Origin of the sequence: Asaia sp. W19 (assembly GCF_003994335.1) — a bacterium.
Taxonomy (GTDB): Bacteria; Pseudomonadota; Alphaproteobacteria; order Acetobacterales; family Acetobacteraceae; genus Asaia.
In genome coordinates this window covers 178,104-198,119 of record NZ_PNQZ01000013.1, presented here as the reverse complement: position 1 = coordinate 198,119, position 20,016 = coordinate 178,104, and the positions used below count along the sequence as shown (strand labels likewise).

Annotated in this window: 16 protein-coding genes; 7 read left to right on the top strand and 9 right to left on the bottom strand. The window is 61.0% G+C overall.

Going from position 1 to position 20,016, the window contains the following annotated elements; translation table 11 throughout:
* Positions 1-63: 63 nt before the first annotated feature.
* From C0V97_RS02495 to C0V97_RS02485, 3 genes are all read right to left on the bottom strand, one after another.
* Complete coding sequence (locus C0V97_RS02495) at positions 64-2,775, bottom strand: pitrilysin family protein (protein ID WP_127100384.1); 2,712 nt, start codon at positions 2,773-2,775, stop codon at positions 64-66.
* A 138-nt stretch (positions 2,776-2,913) separates the two neighbouring features.
* Positions 2,914-4,368 (bottom strand): hypothetical protein, encoded by a 1,455-nt coding sequence (locus tag C0V97_RS02490; RefSeq protein WP_127100382.1) that lies wholly within the window; start codon positions 4,366-4,368, stop codon positions 2,914-2,916.
* The gene (locus C0V97_RS02485) at positions 4,365-5,219 is read right to left on the bottom strand and encodes an ABC transporter ATP-binding protein (protein WP_127100380.1); all 855 of its coding nucleotides are present in this window, start codon (positions 5,217-5,219) and stop codon (positions 4,365-4,367) included. Before C0V97_RS02485 ends, C0V97_RS02490 begins: the two co-directional genes overlap by 4 nt.
* Positions 5,220-5,541: 322 nt before the next feature.
* On the opposite strand from C0V97_RS02485, the gene C0V97_RS02480 reads away from it, so the two are divergent.
* Positions 5,542-6,069 (top strand): hypothetical protein, encoded by a 528-nt coding sequence (locus tag C0V97_RS02480; protein ID WP_127100378.1) that lies wholly within the window; start codon positions 5,542-5,544, stop codon positions 6,067-6,069.
* A 147-nt stretch (positions 6,070-6,216) separates the two neighbouring features.
* Here the strand turns inward: C0V97_RS02480 and C0V97_RS02475 are convergent, their stop codons facing one another.
* From C0V97_RS02475 to C0V97_RS02460, 4 genes are all read right to left on the bottom strand, one after another.
* The gene (locus tag C0V97_RS02475; protein WP_127100376.1) at positions 6,217-6,747 is read right to left on the bottom strand and encodes a hypothetical protein; all 531 of its coding nucleotides are present in this window, start codon (positions 6,745-6,747) and stop codon (positions 6,217-6,219) included.
* On the bottom strand, positions 6,747-7,757 hold the full coding sequence (locus C0V97_RS02470) for an L-threonylcarbamoyladenylate synthase (protein WP_127100374.1): 1,011 nt from the start codon (positions 7,755-7,757) through the stop codon (positions 6,747-6,749). Before C0V97_RS02470 ends, C0V97_RS02475 begins: the two co-directional genes overlap by 1 nt.
* Positions 7,754-8,560 carry a 3'(2'),5'-bisphosphate nucleotidase CysQ gene (locus C0V97_RS02465; protein ID WP_127100372.1) on the bottom strand — a complete coding sequence of 269 codons (807 nt, stop codon included), beginning with the start codon at positions 8,558-8,560 and terminating at the stop codon, positions 7,754-7,756. Before C0V97_RS02465 ends, C0V97_RS02470 begins: the two co-directional genes overlap by 4 nt.
* A gap of 123 nt (positions 8,561-8,683) precedes the next feature.
* Positions 8,684-9,361 (bottom strand): NUDIX domain-containing protein, encoded by a 678-nt coding sequence (locus C0V97_RS02460; RefSeq protein ID WP_127100370.1) that lies wholly within the window; start codon positions 9,359-9,361, stop codon positions 8,684-8,686.
* A 66-nt stretch (positions 9,362-9,427) separates the two neighbouring features.
* On the opposite strand from C0V97_RS02460, the gene C0V97_RS02455 reads away from it, so the two are divergent.
* From C0V97_RS02455 to C0V97_RS02430, 6 genes are all read left to right on the top strand, one after another.
* The gene (locus tag C0V97_RS02455) at positions 9,428-9,910 is read left to right on the top strand and encodes an NADH-quinone oxidoreductase subunit B family protein (protein ID WP_127100368.1); all 483 of its coding nucleotides are present in this window, start codon (positions 9,428-9,430) and stop codon (positions 9,908-9,910) included.
* Entirely contained in the window at positions 9,907-10,833 is a 927-nt protein-coding gene (locus C0V97_RS02450; protein WP_199751580.1) for an NrtR DNA-binding winged helix domain-containing protein, read from the top strand. The genes C0V97_RS02455 and C0V97_RS02450 overlap by 4 nt, the downstream gene beginning before the upstream one ends.
* Before the next feature lie 233 nt (positions 10,834-11,066).
* Complete coding sequence (gene nadA, locus C0V97_RS02445; RefSeq protein WP_127100366.1) at positions 11,067-12,053, top strand: quinolinate synthase NadA; 987 nt, start codon at positions 11,067-11,069, stop codon at positions 12,051-12,053.
* A gap of 10 nt (positions 12,054-12,063) precedes the next feature.
* Positions 12,064-13,560, top strand: coding sequence for an L-aspartate oxidase (locus C0V97_RS02440; RefSeq protein WP_127100364.1), 1,497 nt, complete (start codon positions 12,064-12,066; stop codon positions 13,558-13,560).
* Complete coding sequence (gene nadC, locus C0V97_RS02435) at positions 13,557-14,417, top strand: carboxylating nicotinate-nucleotide diphosphorylase (RefSeq protein WP_127100362.1); 861 nt, start codon at positions 13,557-13,559, stop codon at positions 14,415-14,417. Before C0V97_RS02440 ends, nadC begins: the two co-directional genes overlap by 4 nt.
* Before the next feature lie 472 nt (positions 14,418-14,889).
* Positions 14,890-17,202, top strand: a complete 2,313-nt coding sequence (locus C0V97_RS02430) for a TonB-dependent receptor (RefSeq protein WP_127100360.1) — start codon at positions 14,890-14,892, stop codon at positions 17,200-17,202.
* 50 nt (positions 17,203-17,252) lie between these two features.
* On the opposite strand, the gene C0V97_RS02425 is transcribed toward C0V97_RS02430, so the two are convergent.
* Both C0V97_RS02425 and C0V97_RS02420 read right to left on the bottom strand, forming a co-directional pair.
* A complete protein-coding gene (locus tag C0V97_RS02425) occupies positions 17,253-18,380 on the bottom strand; it encodes a thioredoxin family protein (protein ID WP_199751578.1) in 1,128 nt (375 codons plus the stop codon).
* A 57-nt stretch (positions 18,381-18,437) separates the two neighbouring features.
* Positions 18,438-19,922: a mannitol dehydrogenase family protein gene (locus C0V97_RS02420; protein ID WP_127100356.1), complete on the bottom strand. Its 1,485-nt coding sequence runs from the start codon at positions 19,920-19,922 to the stop codon at positions 18,438-18,440.
* Positions 19,923-20,016: the final 94 nt, after the last annotated feature.

Genomic DNA, 20,016 nt, shown 5'->3' with positions numbered 1-20,016 from the left:
TATATCGTGAAGGGGACGGTCAGCGAAGGAGGGCGTGGCAAAGCCCCACGCCCCTTGTTTCACTTATCTGGGTGCAGGACCGCGAATGATCTGGGCCATGTCCTGAGGACGTAGCCAATGCTTGAACGCAGCCTGAATCTGGGCCGCGTTCATCTGATAGACGGCGTTGGCGCGCTCATCGGGCTCAGTCAGTGGGAGGCCCGAGTCAATAAGAGCAAGATACTGCCCGGCAATCCCCCCGAAGCTCGCGCGCCCCATGGGAATGGAGCGCAGGATCGATGCCTTTGCGTTCAGGAGTTCGTCATCCGAGACGGGGGTGTTTTGCATGGCAGTCACGTTGCGCAACGCGGCATCGCGGGCCTTGAATGTCTTGTCCGGATCAGCGCCATAAGAGATGAGGAATGCGCCACGATTGGCTGACCAGGCGAGATCGCTGCTGGTGGTATAGACCATGCCCGTGCGTACACGCAGATCCTGCATGAGCCGCGATGAGAAGCCCGCCCCGAGGACTTCATTGCCAACTTCAAGCGCATAGCGGTCCGGATTATGTACGCCGCTTGCGATGGTCTGGGCGAGATAGACCGAATCCTGGACGCGGCCCGGGTCCTCGACAACCGCTTTCGATGTCTTGCTCTGGGGGCGCGGCGGCAGATCCACCACGGGTTTGGGTCCCGTCGCGGCCCATTTGCCGAAGGCTGTCTCGATGGATGCCTTCGCCTTTTCGGGAGTGATGTCGCCAATAACCACAATCGTCGTAAGGTCGGGGCGATAGGCAGCTTTATAGAAATTCTGAACATCTGCGAGGGTCAGGGTGCTCAGGGTTTGCGGCGTCGTCTCACGCAATGAGGGATCGCCAGCAGGGGCAAGCGCGCGTGCGATGGCGTGCTGGAAGCGATAACCGGGCGATTGCAGTACTCCGGCCTGCGAGGCGACGGCCTGCTGTTTCAGGACGGCGAAAGCCTGGGCAGGGAATGCCGGGTGCAGTTCGTTCTCAGCCAGCAGAGCCAGAGTCTTGTCGAAGTTTGCGCTCAGTGTGCTGAGCGAGAAGGAAACGCCCCCGCTGGCATCGGAGGCGAGATCATCCAGAGCGGCAGCGAGCGCAAGGCGATCATGCTGCGTGCTGCCGAAGAGGAACAGATCGTTCGTCAGATCGGCCACGCCGTCCTTGCCCTTGGGCTGCTGCAGGTCGTTGCTGTGACGGATGCTGCCATAAAGCGTGATCGTATGACTGACATGTTCGGGCTGCACCAGAAGTGTCAGGCCATTATCCAACACAAAGCGTGAGGGCTGGGTCAGCGGTACGGGCTTGGGCAGATCGGCGAGTGCCGTCGCCGCCCAAGCTGGCAAAGCGATATTCTTGCTGGGTGGTGGGAGCAGAGATTCCGGCCCTTTGCCACCGCTGATATCGGGGGATTTTCCCCCCGAGGGTGTAAGAATTCCCGTGATGGCGTGGGCGGGATCGAGCACTTGTCTGGCCAGGGCGTTGACCTGCGCGGGCGTGACGGCGCGATAGGCCTTCACCAGATCAGCAGGGGAGTTGACGCCATTATAGGCCAGAGCATCGGCCCAGCTCTGGGTCAGGGCCGTCACGCTATTCGCGTTGAACTCGAGTGCTGCGATTTCCTTGCGCTTGGCGGCTTCGATCAGTTCGGGCGGGACGCCCTTTGTTCGGATCGTCTCAAGAATATTGCGGATTTCCGTCAGCAGGGCGTCGGGCTTCTGTCCTTTGGGGAAGGCTGCGAGAGCACTTCCCACGCCTTCATGCACATGGGCATTGTAGGAAAATTCCGTCCCCAGCGCCTTGCCTTGGGGCACGAGGGCGAAGAGGGCACCGCGCTGGCTGCCCAACGCATCGGCCAGGATCTGGGCCGCAGCGAAATCAGGGCTTGCCGAGCCGGGCAGGCGATAGGCAATGCTCAGGATACCGGTCGCGTAATCGCTATCGACTGCGATGGTCTGGGCCTTGACCGGCGTTGGGGTGATCGTCGGGCGTGGGGGCAGCTTGCCAGCGGGGATGCCGCCAAATTCCGAGCGGACCTTGGCAAGCGTTGCCGTGGGGTCGACATCGCCGACGATGAGGAGGATCGCGTTATTGGGCTGGTACCAGCTGTCATAGAAGCTGCGCAGCAGGGGGGCATTGGTCTTGTCGAATGATTCGCGCGTGCCGAGTGCATCGTGATCATAAGGCGTGCCGGCGAACATGGCGCGGTTCTGCTGGATCATGTAGCGCTCGAAGGGCATCGAGACGTCCCTCGCGACTTCCTGCTCGATGGCGCCGCGTTCATGGGTCCAGTCAGCCTCGCTCAGTAAGACATTGCGCATCCGGTCGGCTTCGATTTTGAGCAGCAGGTCCAGATAATGGGCGGGCGCCTGGAAATAGAACTGGGTGGTGTCCTCGGTGGTAAAGGCATTGCTGATATTGCCGATACGGGCGCTCACGGTGGAAAGCTGGTCTCGGCTCAGAGCCTTCGAGCCGTTGAACATCATGTGTTCCAGGGCATGAGCCGTACCGGGAAAGCCCTCGGGCGCCGCTGCCGAGCCGGCAAGATAGATGATCTGGGTCTGCACCACGGGTGCGAGACGATCAGGAACGATCACCACGCGCAAGCCGTTGGGGAGAGTTTCGCGCACGGCACTGTCCATGGCTGTCGCGGGATGCGGCGTGGCTGTCTCGGCTGCCTGTGCGGGCAGGGCGGAGGCGCACAGGGCAAACGCAGGCGCAGCAAGCAGGCTTGTTGCAAGAAGCGCGTTGCGCAGAAGGGGCAGCACGGACATGGAAGACTCCCGGTTGCAAAAACATGAAGGGCGATGGGTGAACGTAACAGTTTGTCGCCCTCTGTCCATGCCGGAGCTGGTCAGGGGGCGGGCAGGCGCTTTCGTCATGTCCCGTGGCAGACGAAGAGGCACCGGATCTCAGGGGGGCGGCTCGATGGGCCAGTCCTGACGGGCAAGGAAGAGGGGGGCGAGATAGGCAAGCAGGAAACTGCCTGCCAAAGAGCCCGCCGGGATCAACCAGCGCCACCAGAGCGTCGGATCGAAAAGAACCATGATCGAGATCTGGAGGAGGCCGATCATCGCAAACAGTCCTATGATCATGACGACGCTCGGTTTGTTCAGGGCAGGGATGAAAAAGGCCAGGCTGGGCAGACAGCTTGCGCCGAGCAAGGTCACGCCGCAGCCCAGACCTCCAGCAAAGGCTGAGAGCAGCGATATGTTCTGGTTCAGCCAGACGGTGAGACCCAGGAGGGGCCCTACGATCAGACCGGCCTGCAGGCCTCGTTGAAGATGCAAGCGGAAAACGGCCCGTGCAAAGCCCTGTTTGGAGCCATAAGGACCGAGGGTCAGCAGAAAGGGCCAGTCGCTCCGGTTGCGCATCCAGCCGATCAGTCCCATGCCGGATAGCATAAGGCTTTGACGTGCCATTATTGGAAGACGGGAGACGACGGCAGCGAAACTGGGCCTTACCCCATCGGAAACAAGCGCAATACCCTGACCTAAAACCACGAAAACGAGGGTAAGGGTAGCGACCGAGAGCGCGAAGGCGATTGGTCTCTCCGTATTGATCGGGTCGATCAGCGGGAGTCGGACAAGCCATGAGGGGCGCCACAGACATAGTCTCGTCAACGCCTTGATTCCCCGGGGGAGAAGCGATCCTGAGGAATGCTGCTTGACCAGACGGGCGAGGGGGGAAGACGGCGTATGTTCCGAGGCGCCCGGGGGCCATTCCGGGGTTCGATGCCTGAAGGCCAGCAGGGTGACCCCGCAACAGAGCGCTATCAGGAGTAAGGCAACCGAAGCAGGTGCGGAGAAAAGATAAGCCTGCATCTTGGGAACAAGGAGGATGAAGAAACCGAGCATCGACAAGGCCGTGCGGGGCTTCAGCAGGCGCTTGAACGAGGTCGCGCGTTCGCTTGGGAGAGGCTCGGACCATAGAACAAGGGCAATTGCCTCAAGCAGGAGCGTGTTGAGCCACGGGGCGCCTGTCAGCAATGGGGGAATCGAGAATAGCGTGATGGCGAAGAGGGCTGCCAGATGGACTGCGCGATACTCGGCCCGCCCCATTCGGGGCATGAGGAAACTCGGCAATGCGCGCATCTGGCGCCAGTAATGGGTGGTGATTGCTGAAAACCCGCTGAATAACAGAACCCACCACAATGCTGCCAGGAGAGGGGGAAGGGTGTAATAGCCGTGACGCCAATATTCCCCGTGTCGCGATAGTACGGCGCTTGATAGGCAAAGCACACCATAGATCGTGCCGAGCGCGACCATCGGGTTCTGTCTCAGAAAAACGGGTGAGGCGTAGAGGCGCAGTGCGCGCAGACAGTCTCGCAGCGCCTGGCTCTTCGCCTGGGGCGTGAGGGGCATCATCGGGTCAGCGCCAGAAAGCAGGATTCCATATCTCCGGGGAGCACAGGCAGGCCGATTCCATCGAGTTTCGGATGCCAGCCTTTCACCCAGACGCTGCCATCCGGGAGATCGGCCATCACGTGCAGACCCAGTTCGGAAACGGGCCGACTGGCGAGATAGCGTATCTCACTGGCGAAGCTCTCTGCGCTCAGATCATTGATGAGATGCCCTTTTTTGAAAACGATAAACCGGTCGCAGATCTGTTCGAGATCCGAGATGATATGGGATGAGATCAGCGCCGTTGTTTCATGTCGCTTCACGGTCTGAGCCAGTAATGTGATGAAGTCATGGCGCGCCATAGGGTCGAGGCTTGCCACGGGCTCATCCAGGACGATCAGTTCGGGGGAGAAACGCAAGGCAAGGACGATGGCCAGCCTCTGGCGTTCGCCGCCCGAGAGGGTGGAGAGGCGCGCCTTGGGGTCAAGATCGGCCCAATCCTCCCATTGCTTCGCCTCCTGGCTTGTCACAGCGCTATGCAGGGACGTGCCCGCGCTGTTGCGGAAGGAGGCCGTGTAGTCCTTGAGTTCCTGCACGCGGAACCAGGTGAGGCCCGTCATGAGCTGGGGAACGAAGCCGATACGCTGCCGTGTCTCGTCGCTTAGAGCATCCGCTGGCTGCCCCCATAGAGCGACCGAGCCGGAACTCGGCGCAAGAAGGCCTAGGAGACAACCGATAAACGTGGTTTTTCCGGCACCGTTCGGCCCGAGAAGGGCAGTGATGCTGCCTGGCGCGAGCGCAAGGTTGATATCGTCCAGTACAGTCTTGTCATCCCAGGACTTGCAGAGCTTTTTGACCAGAACGGGGAGGGACATACATGCAGGCCTTTATGATTCCGGAACGACCATGATCGGCAGCAAGCGCGGTTTTGTCAAAAGAATGCTGAACTATTGCAACGATTACATGAATCTCCGCAGCAAGGGCCCCATGACTGGCCGTCACTGCCGCAGGAATGCGAGACGGCTCAGGCGCGGATGTGCCGGTCGGTCCGACCAGTGGGGGCGTTGCTCGAGATGTGCGATGCGCGGGACGAGGTGTCCTGATTGGCGCAAACCATAATTGCCGCTGCAGCCGCAACGTAGCGCCGCAACGTAGAAAAAAGATGCGTTTTGGCGGGCACCCCGGTAAATCAGCCCCATGTCTAGCTTTGTCGAACGCGTCAATCAGGCCGATCTTTGGCTTCTCGATACTGTTTTCCAGCCCGTCGCGGACAGGCTGCCCGAACGGATGCCTGCCGCAGAACTGGGCATGAGCCTGCAATTGGGCTCGATCCTTTTCTATGTGGCGGCGATCGTCATTCTGAGCGTCGCCGGTTATGCATCACTGGGGAATTCGGTCTTCAATATCCTCAACCTGCTTTTGCTGATCGCCTTCTATATGGGCATCATGCGTATGAGGCAGTTGGTAAGGCCGGGTCAGGCCAATCCGTTGCGTTCGCTGCTGTTTGGCATGAGGCCGGTCAATGTGGTGTTTCTCGGCGTCTCGCTTTGGGGGGGGATTGCCGGTCCAGGGTCGATGATGCTCATCGACCTCTTTCTCACCATATCGAACCTGATCTTTGTCATAGGGCTGTACTTCGTCTCCTGCCAGCCGAGGCCGCCTGTGCGGCGCAGAAGCAGAAGTCAGGCCCATCTGACGCCGATCATGGGCGGGGTACGGGACTGAGCAGAGGCGGGCAATCACCGGCGCGTTCTGTGTGAAGTATCTCGCCGCGCCAGGAGGCCTGAATGAATAGATTGGAAGGAATGGCGGTCACGCGCCCTCCTTCCCTTTCGGTGCAGGGCTGAATGACGCCTCTGCCATTGTCTGTTTTCAGCGCAGATAAATCGATTTATCGATATGCGGGATGTCGATCACCGAGTGGATGAACTGTGTTCCGGCGATGCCAATCAGCACCCCGGCTGCAAACCCGCACCAGATCAGCACGCTGAAATAGGGCTTGCGCGCCTCGCGTGTCATGAGGCGCGACTGCATTTCGGCCCGTGACTGCTGGGTCTGGAAAAGTTCCGAGCGGACCGATTCGAGCCGTGCCCGAGAATTGCGCAATTCCAGATCCATCTGACGCAGATTATTGGTCAGGGTTACGATCTGCTGACGGGCGGCCAGCGCTTCCGCACCTGTTTCCGCCTTGGGGGCTCTTGGCTTGGGTTTGGCGCGCTGGGGTGGGTTCGGCGCGATGGCGACGAACAGGTTCTTGAGCGCCCCGCCGGTCATGCCGCTTTTTCTCGCGCGAGAGCGCAGCGCGTTGAGCGCAGCAGCGGACTGACCCTCCTGCTCCTCCAGAACGAGCGCGAGGATATCCGACAGAACCTTGAGTTCCTTCGGGTCGAATGAGCCGGACATCAGCCGATCATGCTCTCCAGATCATCATCGTCCCCACCGGCCAGGGGGCGTGGGCTCGCCGCGCGGCGCAACCGGTCGAGAATGGCAAGACCCAACCCGTGGCGGGGGACGGTCATGGCGGCGATGGTCTTGAGACCGCGCCGTTGCCCTTCACCATCCAGAAAGCGCAGCCCGGCAAAGAGCCGAGCCGCAGCTTCTTCCAGATCACCTTTTTCGCTCAGGTTGTAAACGAGACCGGCTCCCGGCAGGGCAGGGCCAAATGCGAGCAGGGCCTCATGCGCCTCGACCCGATCGGCACTCAGGCGAACCGGCAGGGCCGGTGCGTAATGGGAGGCCAGCATGCCCGGCGAGGCGGGCAGCTTGGTGGCGTAGTCATCGGGGTTACGGATCGTGCCGCATACTTCCTCGAGCTGCTCCAGGGTGATTCCGCCCGGACGGAGCAGGAAAGGTACCTCACGCGAGAGGTCGATCACCGTGCTCTCCAGGCCAACCGAGCACGGGCCGGAATCCAGAATGGCATCGATGCGCCCATGCATGTTGCGCAGCACATGGAAGGCGTCGGAGGGGCTGACCCGGCCCGAAGGGTTGGCTGAGGGCGCTGCGACGGGTTCGCCCACGGCCTCGAGCAGTGCCAGAGCGGTCTTGCCGCGTGGGACACGGACGGCGATGGTCGGAAGGCCTGCCGTTGCAAGATCGCAGATGGTCGAGCTGCTTTTGCGTGGCAGGATCATGGTCAGGGGGCCCGGCCAGAATTTGTCTGCCAGCCTGCGCGCCAGATCCGTGGGCTCCACGTGCCTGAAGGCGGCTTCGGCGCTGGCAAAATGGCTGATCAGAGGATTGAAGCGCGGACGATTTTTGGCTGCGAAGATATGGGCAACAGCGGCGTTCGAGGTGGCCAGCGCACCCAGGCCGTAAACGGTTTCGGTCCCGAAGGCGACGAGTTTGCCTTCAAGCAGAAGCCGCGCAGCATGGGCGATGGCGTCCGGGTCGGCTTTCAGGATTTCGGTCATGCGCTGGGTTCTCCTGCGGCTGCGAGACCGGTGCACAGGAAAGGAGGGTTGAACCAGCCGGGCTTGCCATAAGTCAGGGGCGCGCCATGCTCGTCCAGAACCTGACCTCCTGCCGCCTCGACAATGGCCTGGGGTGCCGCAGTATCCCATTCCATGGTCGGGCCAAGGCGGGGGTAGAAATCGGCAGCCCCTTCAGCCACGCGAGCGAATTTGGCCGCTGAGCCGATATTGCCGAGCGTGCCGACCTTACGGCCTGCCAGCCATTCCTTGAGGCGCGGATCATCGGCGTAATGGCGCGAGGCCAGAATGCGCAGCCCGTTCTCGGGCGGCAGGCTCGCCCTGATCGGATGCTGGCCCGATGCGTCACGACGCCAGGCCCCCTTTCCCACGAGGCCGGTATAGAGCTGCCCATAGGCGGGCAATGCCATGGCGCCCAGCAAAACGCGATTATCGTGAACGAGCCCGATATTGACTGTGAAATCATCACGTCCCGCTGCGAATTCCCGCGTGCCGTCCAGCGGATCGACCAGCCAGTAGGTCTGCCCGGGCTCAACGAAAAGCCCGTTCGCGACTTCTTCCTCGCCAATGGCGGGAATGTCAGGGGTGGCCTCGCGCAACCCGGCCAGAATATGGCGTTCGGCCGCCTGATCGGCCTCGGTTACCGGCGATTTATCGGCCTTGATGATTGTCTCAAACCCGTTTGTCCGAATCTCGTTGATCAGGGTCGCAGCCTCATCCGCCAGTCTGGCGGCAAGGGCGAGCAGGGCATCGGCATCAAAGGGAAGGGCGTCGGTCCGGGTCATTCTCTGGGCTTACCGCAAGTTCAGGATATCGTCATGGCCAAAAAGATGGGGTGGGCAAATTTGACCGCCCTTACTGAGCGCTGTCCTTGCTTCCGTTCAGCGCCCGATACGCCGCCTGGCGGCTTAGCCGGTCTGACTCGCCTTGTAGAGATGATAGGCGAGCAGCAGCTTGGCGTCCGGCTCCGACAGAACCGGGATGGCATCGAGGGGCAGGAGCCTCAGGGTGATATGTTCATGCTCTGCGGCAAGTCCGGTATGTCGGTTCTCCAGACGGGCGCTCTCCTCGGGGGGCAGGCTGAGATCAAGTGCATAAAGGGTCAGCCGCTCATCGCAGCCCCCTGGGGAAAGGGTGATTTCTGTCAGATATCTCAGGTTGTCAGCCGAGGGTGTTAACTCAATTCCGGTTTCCTCCGAGAGTTCGCGCAGGGCGGCGCTTTGCACGGTTCCGTCATCGATCATGCCTGCGGGCAAGGAGAGATGCTCAGCCTTCGCGACAGGCAGGCGCGGTTCGCATGTCAACAGGACGTGGCTTGGGCCGTCCTTCTGATGCAGCACGACCAGTATGGCTACGGAGTCCCCTCTCAGAAAAGCGAAGCGCGGGATGCTCTGCCCATCAAGCGCGGCCTCGGCTTCGAGAAATACAAATCCGATCCTCTCTCCGAAGCGCACGGCGTCGCGTATCGTCACCCTTCCCAGGTCGAAAGCGCGGGTCGCGTTGTCGAGCCAGCGTCGGACATGCGGTGCTTCGCAGATATCCCTATGCCAGAGTTCGGGGATATGGGGGGCAAAGACCAGGGTCATGGAGGGGTTTTTCCGGGGCGATGTTTGTGGTCAAATCCAGATCGAACCAAGTGAGCGGATCTGTCCATGATTTTCCTGCGCGCCCTGCTGGACGCCCATCGATGGCGGCCCCGTGACACCTTGCCACCCGCACCACGGCCACTGACCCTTCATCCGGTTGGGGGCGGGGGATGCGATGGCTGCCTGATCGAGGCCATGGCGCTGCAGGGCGCCGCCTATGATCTTGCCCGCCACGATATCCGCTTTGTCGACAGTCCGCTCGATGCGGAGCTTCTTTTCGTCACGGGGGTCGTGACACGGGCCATGCTGCCCTGCCTGCAGGCGCGATGGGCGGCCATGCCGTCGCCCAAGGGGATCGTGGCAATCGGGAATTGTGCTCTGGGTAGCGGGCCTTTCGGCACGAACTACGCCGTGCTTGGCGGGATCATGGAGGCTGGTCTGGATGGGGTGCGGCAATGCGATGTGGCCCTCAAGGGGTGCCCGCCCGCACCGGTGGAGATCCTGCGCGCCCTGTTGCTGCTCACCACCGGGCGTGTCGTGAGCGCATGAGCGAGATTCAGTCTGAGTTGGTGGCGGTGCTGATTGCGGTGCCGGAAGACGGGCCGGTCGTTCTGACGCTCGACCAGGGGCGCAACCTGCCCTCCGGTCCTTTGGAGACAGCGCATCGTTCGCTGCAGCGGGGCATGAGACTGTGGGTTGAGCAGCAGACGCAGTGTCATCTCGGCCATATTGAGCAGCTTTATACCTTTGCCGAGTCCCGCGGCACGGATCCCGCCGTAGAGGTAGCGGCCCCTGAAGACGCGCATGGTGGGAGCACCTTGGGCGCCCCCCGTCTGATCCGCATTTCCTATATGGGGCTCACCCGCCTTGAGGATGCGCAGGAGGGGTGGCGCGGACTGTATGAGTATTTCCCATGGGAGGACCGGCAGGAAGCGGGGACGGCACAGCGCGATGCCGAAATTGAGCGCGCCCTTGCTGCCTGGGCAGGGCGCGACGCGGCGCGTTCATGGCGTTGCGCGGAGACTTTCGGCCTTTCCGGGCAGCCCTGGAACGATGAACTCGTGCTGCATCGATACGAACTGCTCTGGGAAGCCAACCTCCTGCCTGAATCACGCCATCCTGGGGCATGGCTCGCGCCGGGTCGCTCGATGCCTTCGGACAGGCGGCGCATTCTGGCGACGGCGCTGGCGCGGTTGAGGGCAAAGATACGCTATCGTCCGGTGGTGTTCGAGTTGATGCCGGAAACATTCACCCTGTGGCAGCTGCAGCGTACCGTTGAGGCCATAGCCGGGCGCGCGCTTCATAAGCAGAATTTCCGGCGTCTGATTCTGGCACAGGATCTCGTGGAGGAAACGGGGGAAGCTGCCATGCAGGCGCAAGGGCGACCGGCACGGCTCTATCGTTTCCGGCGGGAGGTGATCGGAACCCGGCAACTCATGGGGTCGAAACTGCCGATAGCCCGGTCGATTTGAGGTCCTTCTATGGTCTGTGGTTTCTCAGGGGTCGCAGACGCTCGATAAGGGGGCAGGGCAGGGCAGGGCAGGGCAGGGCAGTAACAGCGCTGCTGGAAACGGAGCGGGTAAGGATTTCATGAAATTCACAGGATTGTGGCTTTGAAAACCGGGTGTGGCTCCCCAATGTAAAGGTCCTGACAGTTTTGTTCTTATTATGCTCAACAAGAGCATAAGTCGGTGGAGTAGATCCCATGGATCAGATGACCCTCGTCAGAGACCGCAGCGATGCGCTTTACGAGCCCGTTTCCAGGTTGATGACCCGTGAGGACTGGGAGCGGAATTTCGCTGATGATATCAGGGCAATCCTGCGCCTGAAGCGTGAACGCAATGCGGTGATTCTCGCCCACAACTACCAGACGCCCGAAATCTTCCACTGTATCTCCGATATTCGTGGGGACAGTCTGGCGCTTGCCCGTGAGGCGCAAAACCTCGATCAGCAGGTGATCGTGATGGCGGGGGTCCATTTCATGGCCGAGACGGCCAAGCTGATGAACCCGCAAAAAACCGTTCTCATTCCGGATTCCATGGCCGGGTGCTCTCTCGCAGAATCCATTACGGCCACGAATGTGCGGGCTTTCAAGGCAGCTTATCCCGGGGTGCCGGTGGTAACCTACGTGAACAGCTCTGTCGCGGTGAAGGCCGAGACGGATATCTGCTGCACGTCGGGGAATGCCAAGAAGGTGGTCGAGAGCCTGGGCGTGCCACGGGTGATCATGATCCCCGACGAATTCCTGGCGAAGAATATCCAGAACGAGACGGGTATCGAAATGCTGACCTGGCCGGGGCATTGCGAAGTTCATGAGCGCTTCACACCGCTCGAGATACGCCAGTATCGGCGCATGCATCCCGGCGTGGTGGTCCTGGCGCATCCCGAATGTCCCCCCGAGGTCGTCGCCGAAGCTGATTATGCCGGTTCCACCGCAGGGATGATGGAGTTCGTGGCCGTCAAGCAGCCGCAGAAAGTGCTGCTCGTCACGGAGTGCTCGATGAGCGACAATCTTGCCGCGCTGAATCCTGCGGTTGAGTTCGTGCGTCCCTGCAATCTGTGTCCGCATATGAAGCGCATTACGCTCGCTTCCATCCGACGCGCACTCGAAACCATGGAAGAGGAAGTCACCATTCCGGACGAGCTCTTCGCACCGGCGCGCCGGGCCGTCGAGCGTATGCTCGCCGTCTGAGGGGGCGGCCATGATAACGCTCACCCGCTTCGCGGGCTGGCCGGTCATTGCCGGGGCGGGCCTGGCGGGGCTCTCGACAGCGCTGCATCTGGATCGACCCTGCGTCGTGCTCAGCCCCTCCCCTCTGGGTGAGGACGCTGCCAGCGCCCTTGCGCAGGGCGGGCTCGCCGCCGCGATCGGCCCTGACGATGATGTTGCGCTTCATGTGCAGGACACGCTTGCGGCAGGGGATGGTCTTTGCGACCGGCAGGCCGTCGAAGCGATCATCGGGGCGGGGCCTTCTGCGGTTGCGACATTGCTCGACTGGGGGGTCGCCTTTACCCGTAAGAGCGAAACACAGCTCGATCTGCATCTCGAAGCCGCGCATTCCCGCGCGCGCATTGCTCATGTGCGTGGTGACGGCAGCGGGGCAGGGATCATGCAGGCCCTGATCCGGCAGGTTAAGGCGAGTGCGCGTATCGTCGTGCTCGATGGGGTCACCCTTGATCATATCCATGCTGTCGAAGGGCGGGTGCGGGGCGTCTGGCTCAATACGGGGCAGTTCATTCCAACCAACACCTGTATTCTGGCCTGTGGCGGGGCAGGGGCCCTTTATGCGGGGGCCACGAGCCCCGGCAGCAATACCGGGCGAGGCCTGGCCGCCGCCGCACGCGCCGGGGCACGCCTGGCCGATATGGAATTTGTCCAGTTCCATCCCACCGCGCTCGATGTCGAAACCAGAGGTGGGCGCTCTCCTTTGATCAGCGAGGCGGTTCGCGGTGCCGGGGCGGTTCTGGTCGATGAGACGGGCGCGCGTTTCACCGATGAACTGCAGCCGCGCGATCGTGTCTCTCGTGCGATCGCACGTCATCGTCTGGAGGGGCATCGCGTGTTCCTCGATGCCCGCAGCAGCAAGGGGGGCAAGGGCTTTCGACAGGTCTTCTCCCGTCAGTTCCCCGGTATTGCCCTGTCGTGCAGCCAGCACGGGATCGACCCTGATCGGGCGCTGATTCCCGTTCGCCCGGCGGTGCATTATCACATGGGGGGTGTCGCGACCGATCTGCATGGGCGCGCCAGCCTGGCGGGGCTCTGGGCCTGTGGCGAAGTGGCTTGCACCGGGTTGCATGGCGCGAACAGGCTGGCCAGCAACTCCCTGCTCGAAGCCTTCGTCATGGGGCGCGCCGTGGCATGGGATGTGAATAACGCGGCGCGAGAACGCCATTCCTGTCAGGATCCCGTCCGACCCGGGAGGTTGAGCTCGGCCAGTTTCGGCACCCAGATGGAGAAGGGAGCCGGGATATTGCGCGATCATGAGGGGCTCGAGGCGCTTTCGACCTATCTCGCGCCTCTCGTCCAGCGCGACGATCACGCGTTAGTTGGTGCGGCGATTGCAGGTGCTGCGCTGCGTCGACGGGAAAGCCGGGGGAGCCACTGGCGCACTGACTGCCAGTCACCCGCTGAAACAGCACGCTTTCAATTCACCCTGGAGGAAATAGGCCTCCAGGCACGGAGCTTAGCATACGCATGACCGCACTTATTCCCCCCCTGCCTGATCTGCTCTGGGAGCCAATCATCCGGGCCGGCCTGGCGGAGGATTTCGGTACCGGGGGCGACGCCACGAGTCAGGCCGTCATCCGTCCGGGGCAGCGCCTGCGCGCGGTGTTTCGCGCCCGCCATGAGGGGGTGGTCGCAGGTATGTCCGGTGTGCGTCTCGCATTCACACTCCTTGACCCGTCAATCAACGTCACGATCCTCAAGGAGGATGGATGTCGTATCGCGCCGCGCGATATCCTGGCGGAGGTCGAGGGCTGCGCACAGACAGTTCTGGGTGGCGAGCGGACTGCGCTCAACCTGCTCTCGCATCTGAGCGGTATCGCGACGGCGACCCGTCAGGTGGTGGATGCGGTGAAGGGGACGAAGGCCCGTATCTGCTGTACCCGCAAGACTCTTCCCGGTTTGCGTGCCGTTCAGAAATATGCCGTACGCGCAGGGGGAGGAAGCAATCATCGTTACAGACTGGATGATGCAATCCTGATCAAGGATAACCACATAGCGCTTTGTGGCGGCGTGGTGTCGGCGCTGAAGGCGGCGCGACAGCGAGCCGGGCATCTGATGGCTGTGGCCCTCGAGGTCGATACGCTCGATCAGCTCGAGACGGCGCTCTCATGCAATGTGGCGAATGTCTACCTTCTGGACAATATGGCGCCCGATATGCTGCGGCGCGCTGTGAGCATGGTCGATGGGCGTGCCCTGACCGAGGCTTCGGGCGGCATCACCCCTGAGACTGCCCCCGCGATTGCCGCGTCCGGGGTAGATGTCCTGTCGCTTGGCTGGCTTACCCACAGCGTGACAGCGCTCGATATCGGGCTGGATATCGACCTCTAGATCCCTGTCCCGCGCGCCCGGCGCGCGGTTACGACCAGACCCCTTCTCATGCCCGGCGAAGGCGCGCCTTGCGCCGAGGCTCGCTGACCCACCGAAAGGACTGGTATGTCCGGCATTCCGGAGGCGTCAGGTTTCCGGTTTCCCCCTGTCGTACCCGCCATGGGCAGAGGGATACGCACATGTCACCGAGACGCCCCCTCATGCATGCGGGCGAATTGATAAGCGCTTCTCCTCATTCGCGTCCCTTCTCCGCCTCGATTGCAAGGCGCAGGACGGATCGGGCAGGGAGGGCTGAAATGCCACACCCGCATCCAGATCATTCCATTATCGTCACATTACGACTTGGTTTTGACTTGTATACCTGCTTGTGTTCGTGCAGACAGGAAGCTGCGTTGTGATGGCTTGGAGATGTAACTTTATGTCTCCTAAGTAATGATTCAGAAAATTTTCCAAAACTGCGAAGAGGATCTCGATGGCGTACGTAATTGGCCGGATGAAAAACAAGGCCGGGCTCGCGATGCTTCTCGCCTCGGCAACCTGCCTGTCGCAGAACGCCGTTCATGCCGCAACGAACACGGCCCCTGTCTCCGGTCACGGCCGTATCCATGCGCTCAACGCCGCAGCTACGCCTTCACGCCCGGTGAAAACCACCCCACATAAACATGCCCTGGAAGCCAAGGGAGCAGAGGAGATTTCGGTTACCACGTCGCGTCAGGCCCTCAATGGCGGTGGGGGCATGATGCGTATCGAGCACGCGCCGCGAAACGTGCAGACAGTCGATCACGAATATATTTCCATGCGTAACCCTTCCAGCACGGCACTGGACCTGATCCAGAACCTGCCCAGCGTGAGCATCAGCACACCGGATCCCTATGGCATGCAGGGCGGGCAGATCCAGAGCCGCGGCCTGACTGATCTGGACATGGCCCTTCTGGTCGATGGCGCCCCGGCGGCGGCGGCAAAATACATTACCGAGAATGTGGATACCGAGAACGTGGAATCCGTCTCGTTGACCCCCGGCAGTTCCGAGACGGCGCTGCCGGTGATGTCGGCGGCAAGCGGAACGATGAATGAAACCACCCACACGCCCGACAGGAAGTTCGGCGGTCTGGTCGATTTCTCCTATGGTACGAATAATCTGTCGCGTGAGTTCATCCGTCTCGAGACGGGCGAGATCGGTCATAGCGGCGTGCGCGGCTATGTCTCGTTTTCCAATACGCATACCCGCAGCTGGATGGGTGCGGGCATCAATGACCGGCGCCATGTGGATTTCGGCCTGAACAAGCTGTGGAAGAATGGATCGTTCGCGAAGGCCTTCGTTTCATGGAACTGGGAAGATTTCACGATCGATAATTACCCCACGCAGCAGGAATTTTATAAATACAAGCATACGGGTGAAGGTTACGGGCGTTCGGCCAATTCAAACAACATCAATTACTGGAAAAATAATACGGATTACTGGAACCAGGTCTATCTTTCGGCCCCAATCCATATTGTCCTGACGCGACGCCTCGCCTTTGATCTGCATCCCTATTACAGCCTCGGACGCGGGTGGGATGCCTCACCAGGTGGCACTGTCACCCAGAGCGACGGCACCACGCGCAACGTGACCAGCTACTTTCTACAGGGCGCGACCGAACGCCGGGGTGCAACGGCCAAGCTCGGGATCGATGTGGACCGCCATAACCATCTGTCTTTTGGCTACTGGTATGAGAACAACTATACTCAACAATCCTATCCAACGAGCTATACGCAGGATAACGGTGCTGCCCCCAGCCCGAACTGGGCGGCTTATCGCATCGATGCTGGCGATCAGCAGAATGCCGGTACGGAAATCCACAGCCTGTTCATCGAGGATCATGCGAAATATCTGAATGACCGCCTGGATATCCAGGCCGGGTTCAAATTCGTCATGTCCAACACTTGGAACAAGGATCTGTACGGGCGCATGTCCAATAACCGGACGGCGCCGCTTCCTCAGCTGTCGGTCGGCTACACCATCGATGAGCACAGCCAGATCTACATCAATGCGGAGGGGGATTATCGCCAGCCAAGCGCTGTGGACCTGGGGTGGCTCTATACCAGCGTGCCCATCCCGAAAAACCAGTATTCCATCAAGGAAGAGCTGGGCTACCGTTATCACGATCAGCACATCATCCTCGATGCGTCGTTTTTCAACTACAACGTCACCAACCGCATCGTGAATCAGTATCTGGGCATGAACCAGTTCAAGCCGTTCTCGATCGGCAACCAGCATATGCGTGGCTTTGATTTCATGATCTCGGGTCGCCCGATCCACGGGTTCAGCCCCTATGCCTCGGTCGAGTATCTGCACGCCGTGCAGGACAGCAACGTGTTCGACCCCTATACGAATGTCATGCTGAACTCTAAGGGAACGCAGGCCATCATGGCACCGCGTGTGCTCGCGAATTTCGGCCTGACCTATAAATACGCAGGGTTCTTCGGCAATGCCAGCCTCCACTACACTGGTCCGCAGTCGGTCAGTGTGGCGGGTGATCAGCGGATGCCGGGTTTCGTGACCAACACGATTTCACTTGGCTATCGCTTCAAGCCGATCGGTATTGCGCAATCGCCCACGATCAAGCTGAATTTCGCCAATGTAACCGGCTCGATCGTGCGCACGGGGGCGATGGGTGCCATCTACAGCGCCAAGGACCCCAGCACCGTCTATAGCGGCAGTCTTGCGCCCTATACCGGTTACGGTAACTCCTTCATGACCGCAGCCCGCTTCACCATGACGGGAACGGTCTCGACCAGCTTCTGACCTTGGCGTGTTCGTATGGAAGCAGGCGGTCTGTCGCCGCCTGCCCGTCATCAGCCGAAGGTGAAGGAGAATGCATCGACGCCCGGTGAGAGGAACTCGATGCGAAACACATGATCCGCTACACCGTCATCCGGCTGGCGGACCAACTGATACAGGCGCTGGCTCGTCACCGTACCCAGACCATCGCTGTCGCAATCGCTGCCATGCATCGCTCCTGGCGCATGGCCATCGACTGTGACCCGGAATTTGATCGGCATGTCCGGCTTGCTCGGCCCCAACACCAGATGCAGATCACGCGCGTGGAAATGAAACAGAATGCTCCCACCGGACCTGTTCAACCGTGCGGATTCGGGGCCGATCGTCCAGTTGCCGGTAAGGCCCCATTCGTTGAGAGCGGGCGGCGTATCGACCACGTAGTCACTGGCGGAATCCTGAACGGCGCCGCCCGTCGAGATGAAATGGTTTGCCCGTTCATAGCCGATATAGGTCTCGGGCGACCCGACGGCGGAGAGATCAGCCTCTGATTGTTCTCCGCGCGCTCTGGGCTGAACCAGCGTGTCAGGCACTCCTGTCGCGCCGTTTTCGTGCAGCATGGTCTGGATCAGATGCTCGGACTGAGCGTAATCCCCCTCGCCAAAATGATGCGCCTGTATCTTGCCATCGCTGCCGACGAAATATGCCGCAGGCCAGTACTCGTTATTGAACCCATTCCAGATGGCCCGATCATTATCCACGGCAACCGGGAAGGTAATGTGAAAGCGGGCAACTGCCTTTCGGATGTTGTCGAGATTTTTCTCGAAGGCAAATTCAGGGGCATGGACCCCGATCACCACCAGTCCGTAAGGTTTGTATTTGGCCGCCCATGCTTCGACATAGGGAAGCTCGCGCAGGCAGTTGATGCAGGAATAGGTCCAGAAGTCGACGAGAACCACTTTTCCCTTGAGCGCTTCGGCGCTCAGGGGGGGCGTATTGATCCAGCTTGTCGCGCCTGACAGAGAATCGAGTGGCTTAGCGCGCGCCGTCGGCGAGACGGCGCAGAGCGCGACTGCAAGACCGATACCGTAAAAAATTCGCCCTGCAAGCCTGCCCCCTCCAGAGTCAGGCTTAGGGACACTGAGCTTCGGTAGATCGGACCCTGTGGAACGCGGGTCAGAATACCGGGCGAATGCAGATTGCATGACCATGAAGGCGCCTTTTCATACAGAAAAGGCAGAGTGGCCACGCGCCCCAAGCACTCAGGAGGTGAAACCGGTCTCTGCCAGAACCTCACCCAGAACGGCAGCCGTGCCGCGCTGTTCCATGCTTTCAGCCATTTCACGAATGAGACTGATATGAACCGGCTCGAGGGCGAAGCTCTCGAACACCGTCATGCCGAACACGCTGTCCCAGCTCCGGGCGAGGGCATGCTGGCTTTCGGACAGTGCCGGCTCAAACGGGGTGAAGGCCTCGCCCTGGTCGGTGCGCCCATGCAGATAGCGAATGAAGCAGGCTAGAACGAATGCCATGCGACGTAACTCGCCCCCGGTAGCGACCAGCTTGTTCCAGCTTGGGGCAAGGAATACCGGCAGCTTGCTGGCACCATCGCCCGTGATGCGGGCCAGCCTGTCGCCCACATCGGGATTGCTGAACCGGGCGATGATCAGATCGCGATAGTCAGGGAGTGGCATCCCGGCAGGGGCGGAGAGATGCGGAATGACATCGCAGGTCATGAAGCTCTCGACCAGATGGCCGATCTGCGGGTCGATGATCGCATCGCGCACAGTCTCGAGCCCCGAGAGCTGGCCGGGATAGGCCAGCATGGAGTGCGAGGCATTGAGCATGCGCACCTTGGCCAGCTCATAGGGGTGAACGTCGGGGACCATCTGCGCGCCCACCGTCTCGAGCGCCGGACGGCCATTGACGAATTTGTCCTCGATGACCCACTGGGCGAACTCCTCGGAGATCACGGGCAGCCGGTCGATCACACCGCATTCCGCATTCACGCGCTCGGCGTCCTCCTTGAGCACCGCCGGGGTGATGCGATCCACCATGGAGCTTGGAAAGGAGACGTGCGTCTCGATCCAGGCCCCCAGTTCAGGATCAAGGGCGTTGGCGTGGCTGATCACGCAGCGCTTGGCCACCACGCCGTTATCACGAAGGTTATCGCAGGACATGACGGTGAAAGGGGCAATCCCGGCATCGCGGCGCATGCGTAGCGCGCCCACGATGAAGCCGAAGGCGGATTCAGGGGAAGCAGGATTGGCGAGTTCACGCTGTGTCAGCGGGGTCGCCAGCTTGTAGGCCCCTGTGGCGTGATCCTGATTATACCCGCCTTCGGTAATCGTGAGCGAGACGATGCGCGTGGCAGGGTCGGCCATGCGCGCCAGTACCGCCTGGGGGTCGGCCGGGGCGAAGAGGTAATCGAGCATCGATCCGATCACCTGATGGCGGGCGGTGCCATCAGGTGCGTAGCGGGTGAGGGTGTAGAGATTATCCTGCGCCGGAAAGGCTTCGAGCTTGAGGCGTTCGGTGGCATCATCGATCAGCCCGACACCGCAGAAGCCCCAGCCTTCCTGGCCCGGCTCAGCCAGAAGGCGATCGACGTACCAGCATTGATGGGCGCGATGGAAATTGCCGACGCTGAGATGGACGATCCCGGTTTTCAGGGAGGCGCGATCATAGGAAAATCTCTCGACGCTGGGGGGGAGGGTCGAGAGGGTTTCTGAGTTCAGAGCGATCATGGGCGGTCCTGAAGGATCACGATAAGGGAATAACAGGCTCGATCAGACGATTGATACCGGTCTGACAGGCAGCGCGCCGGATGATGTGGCGGTT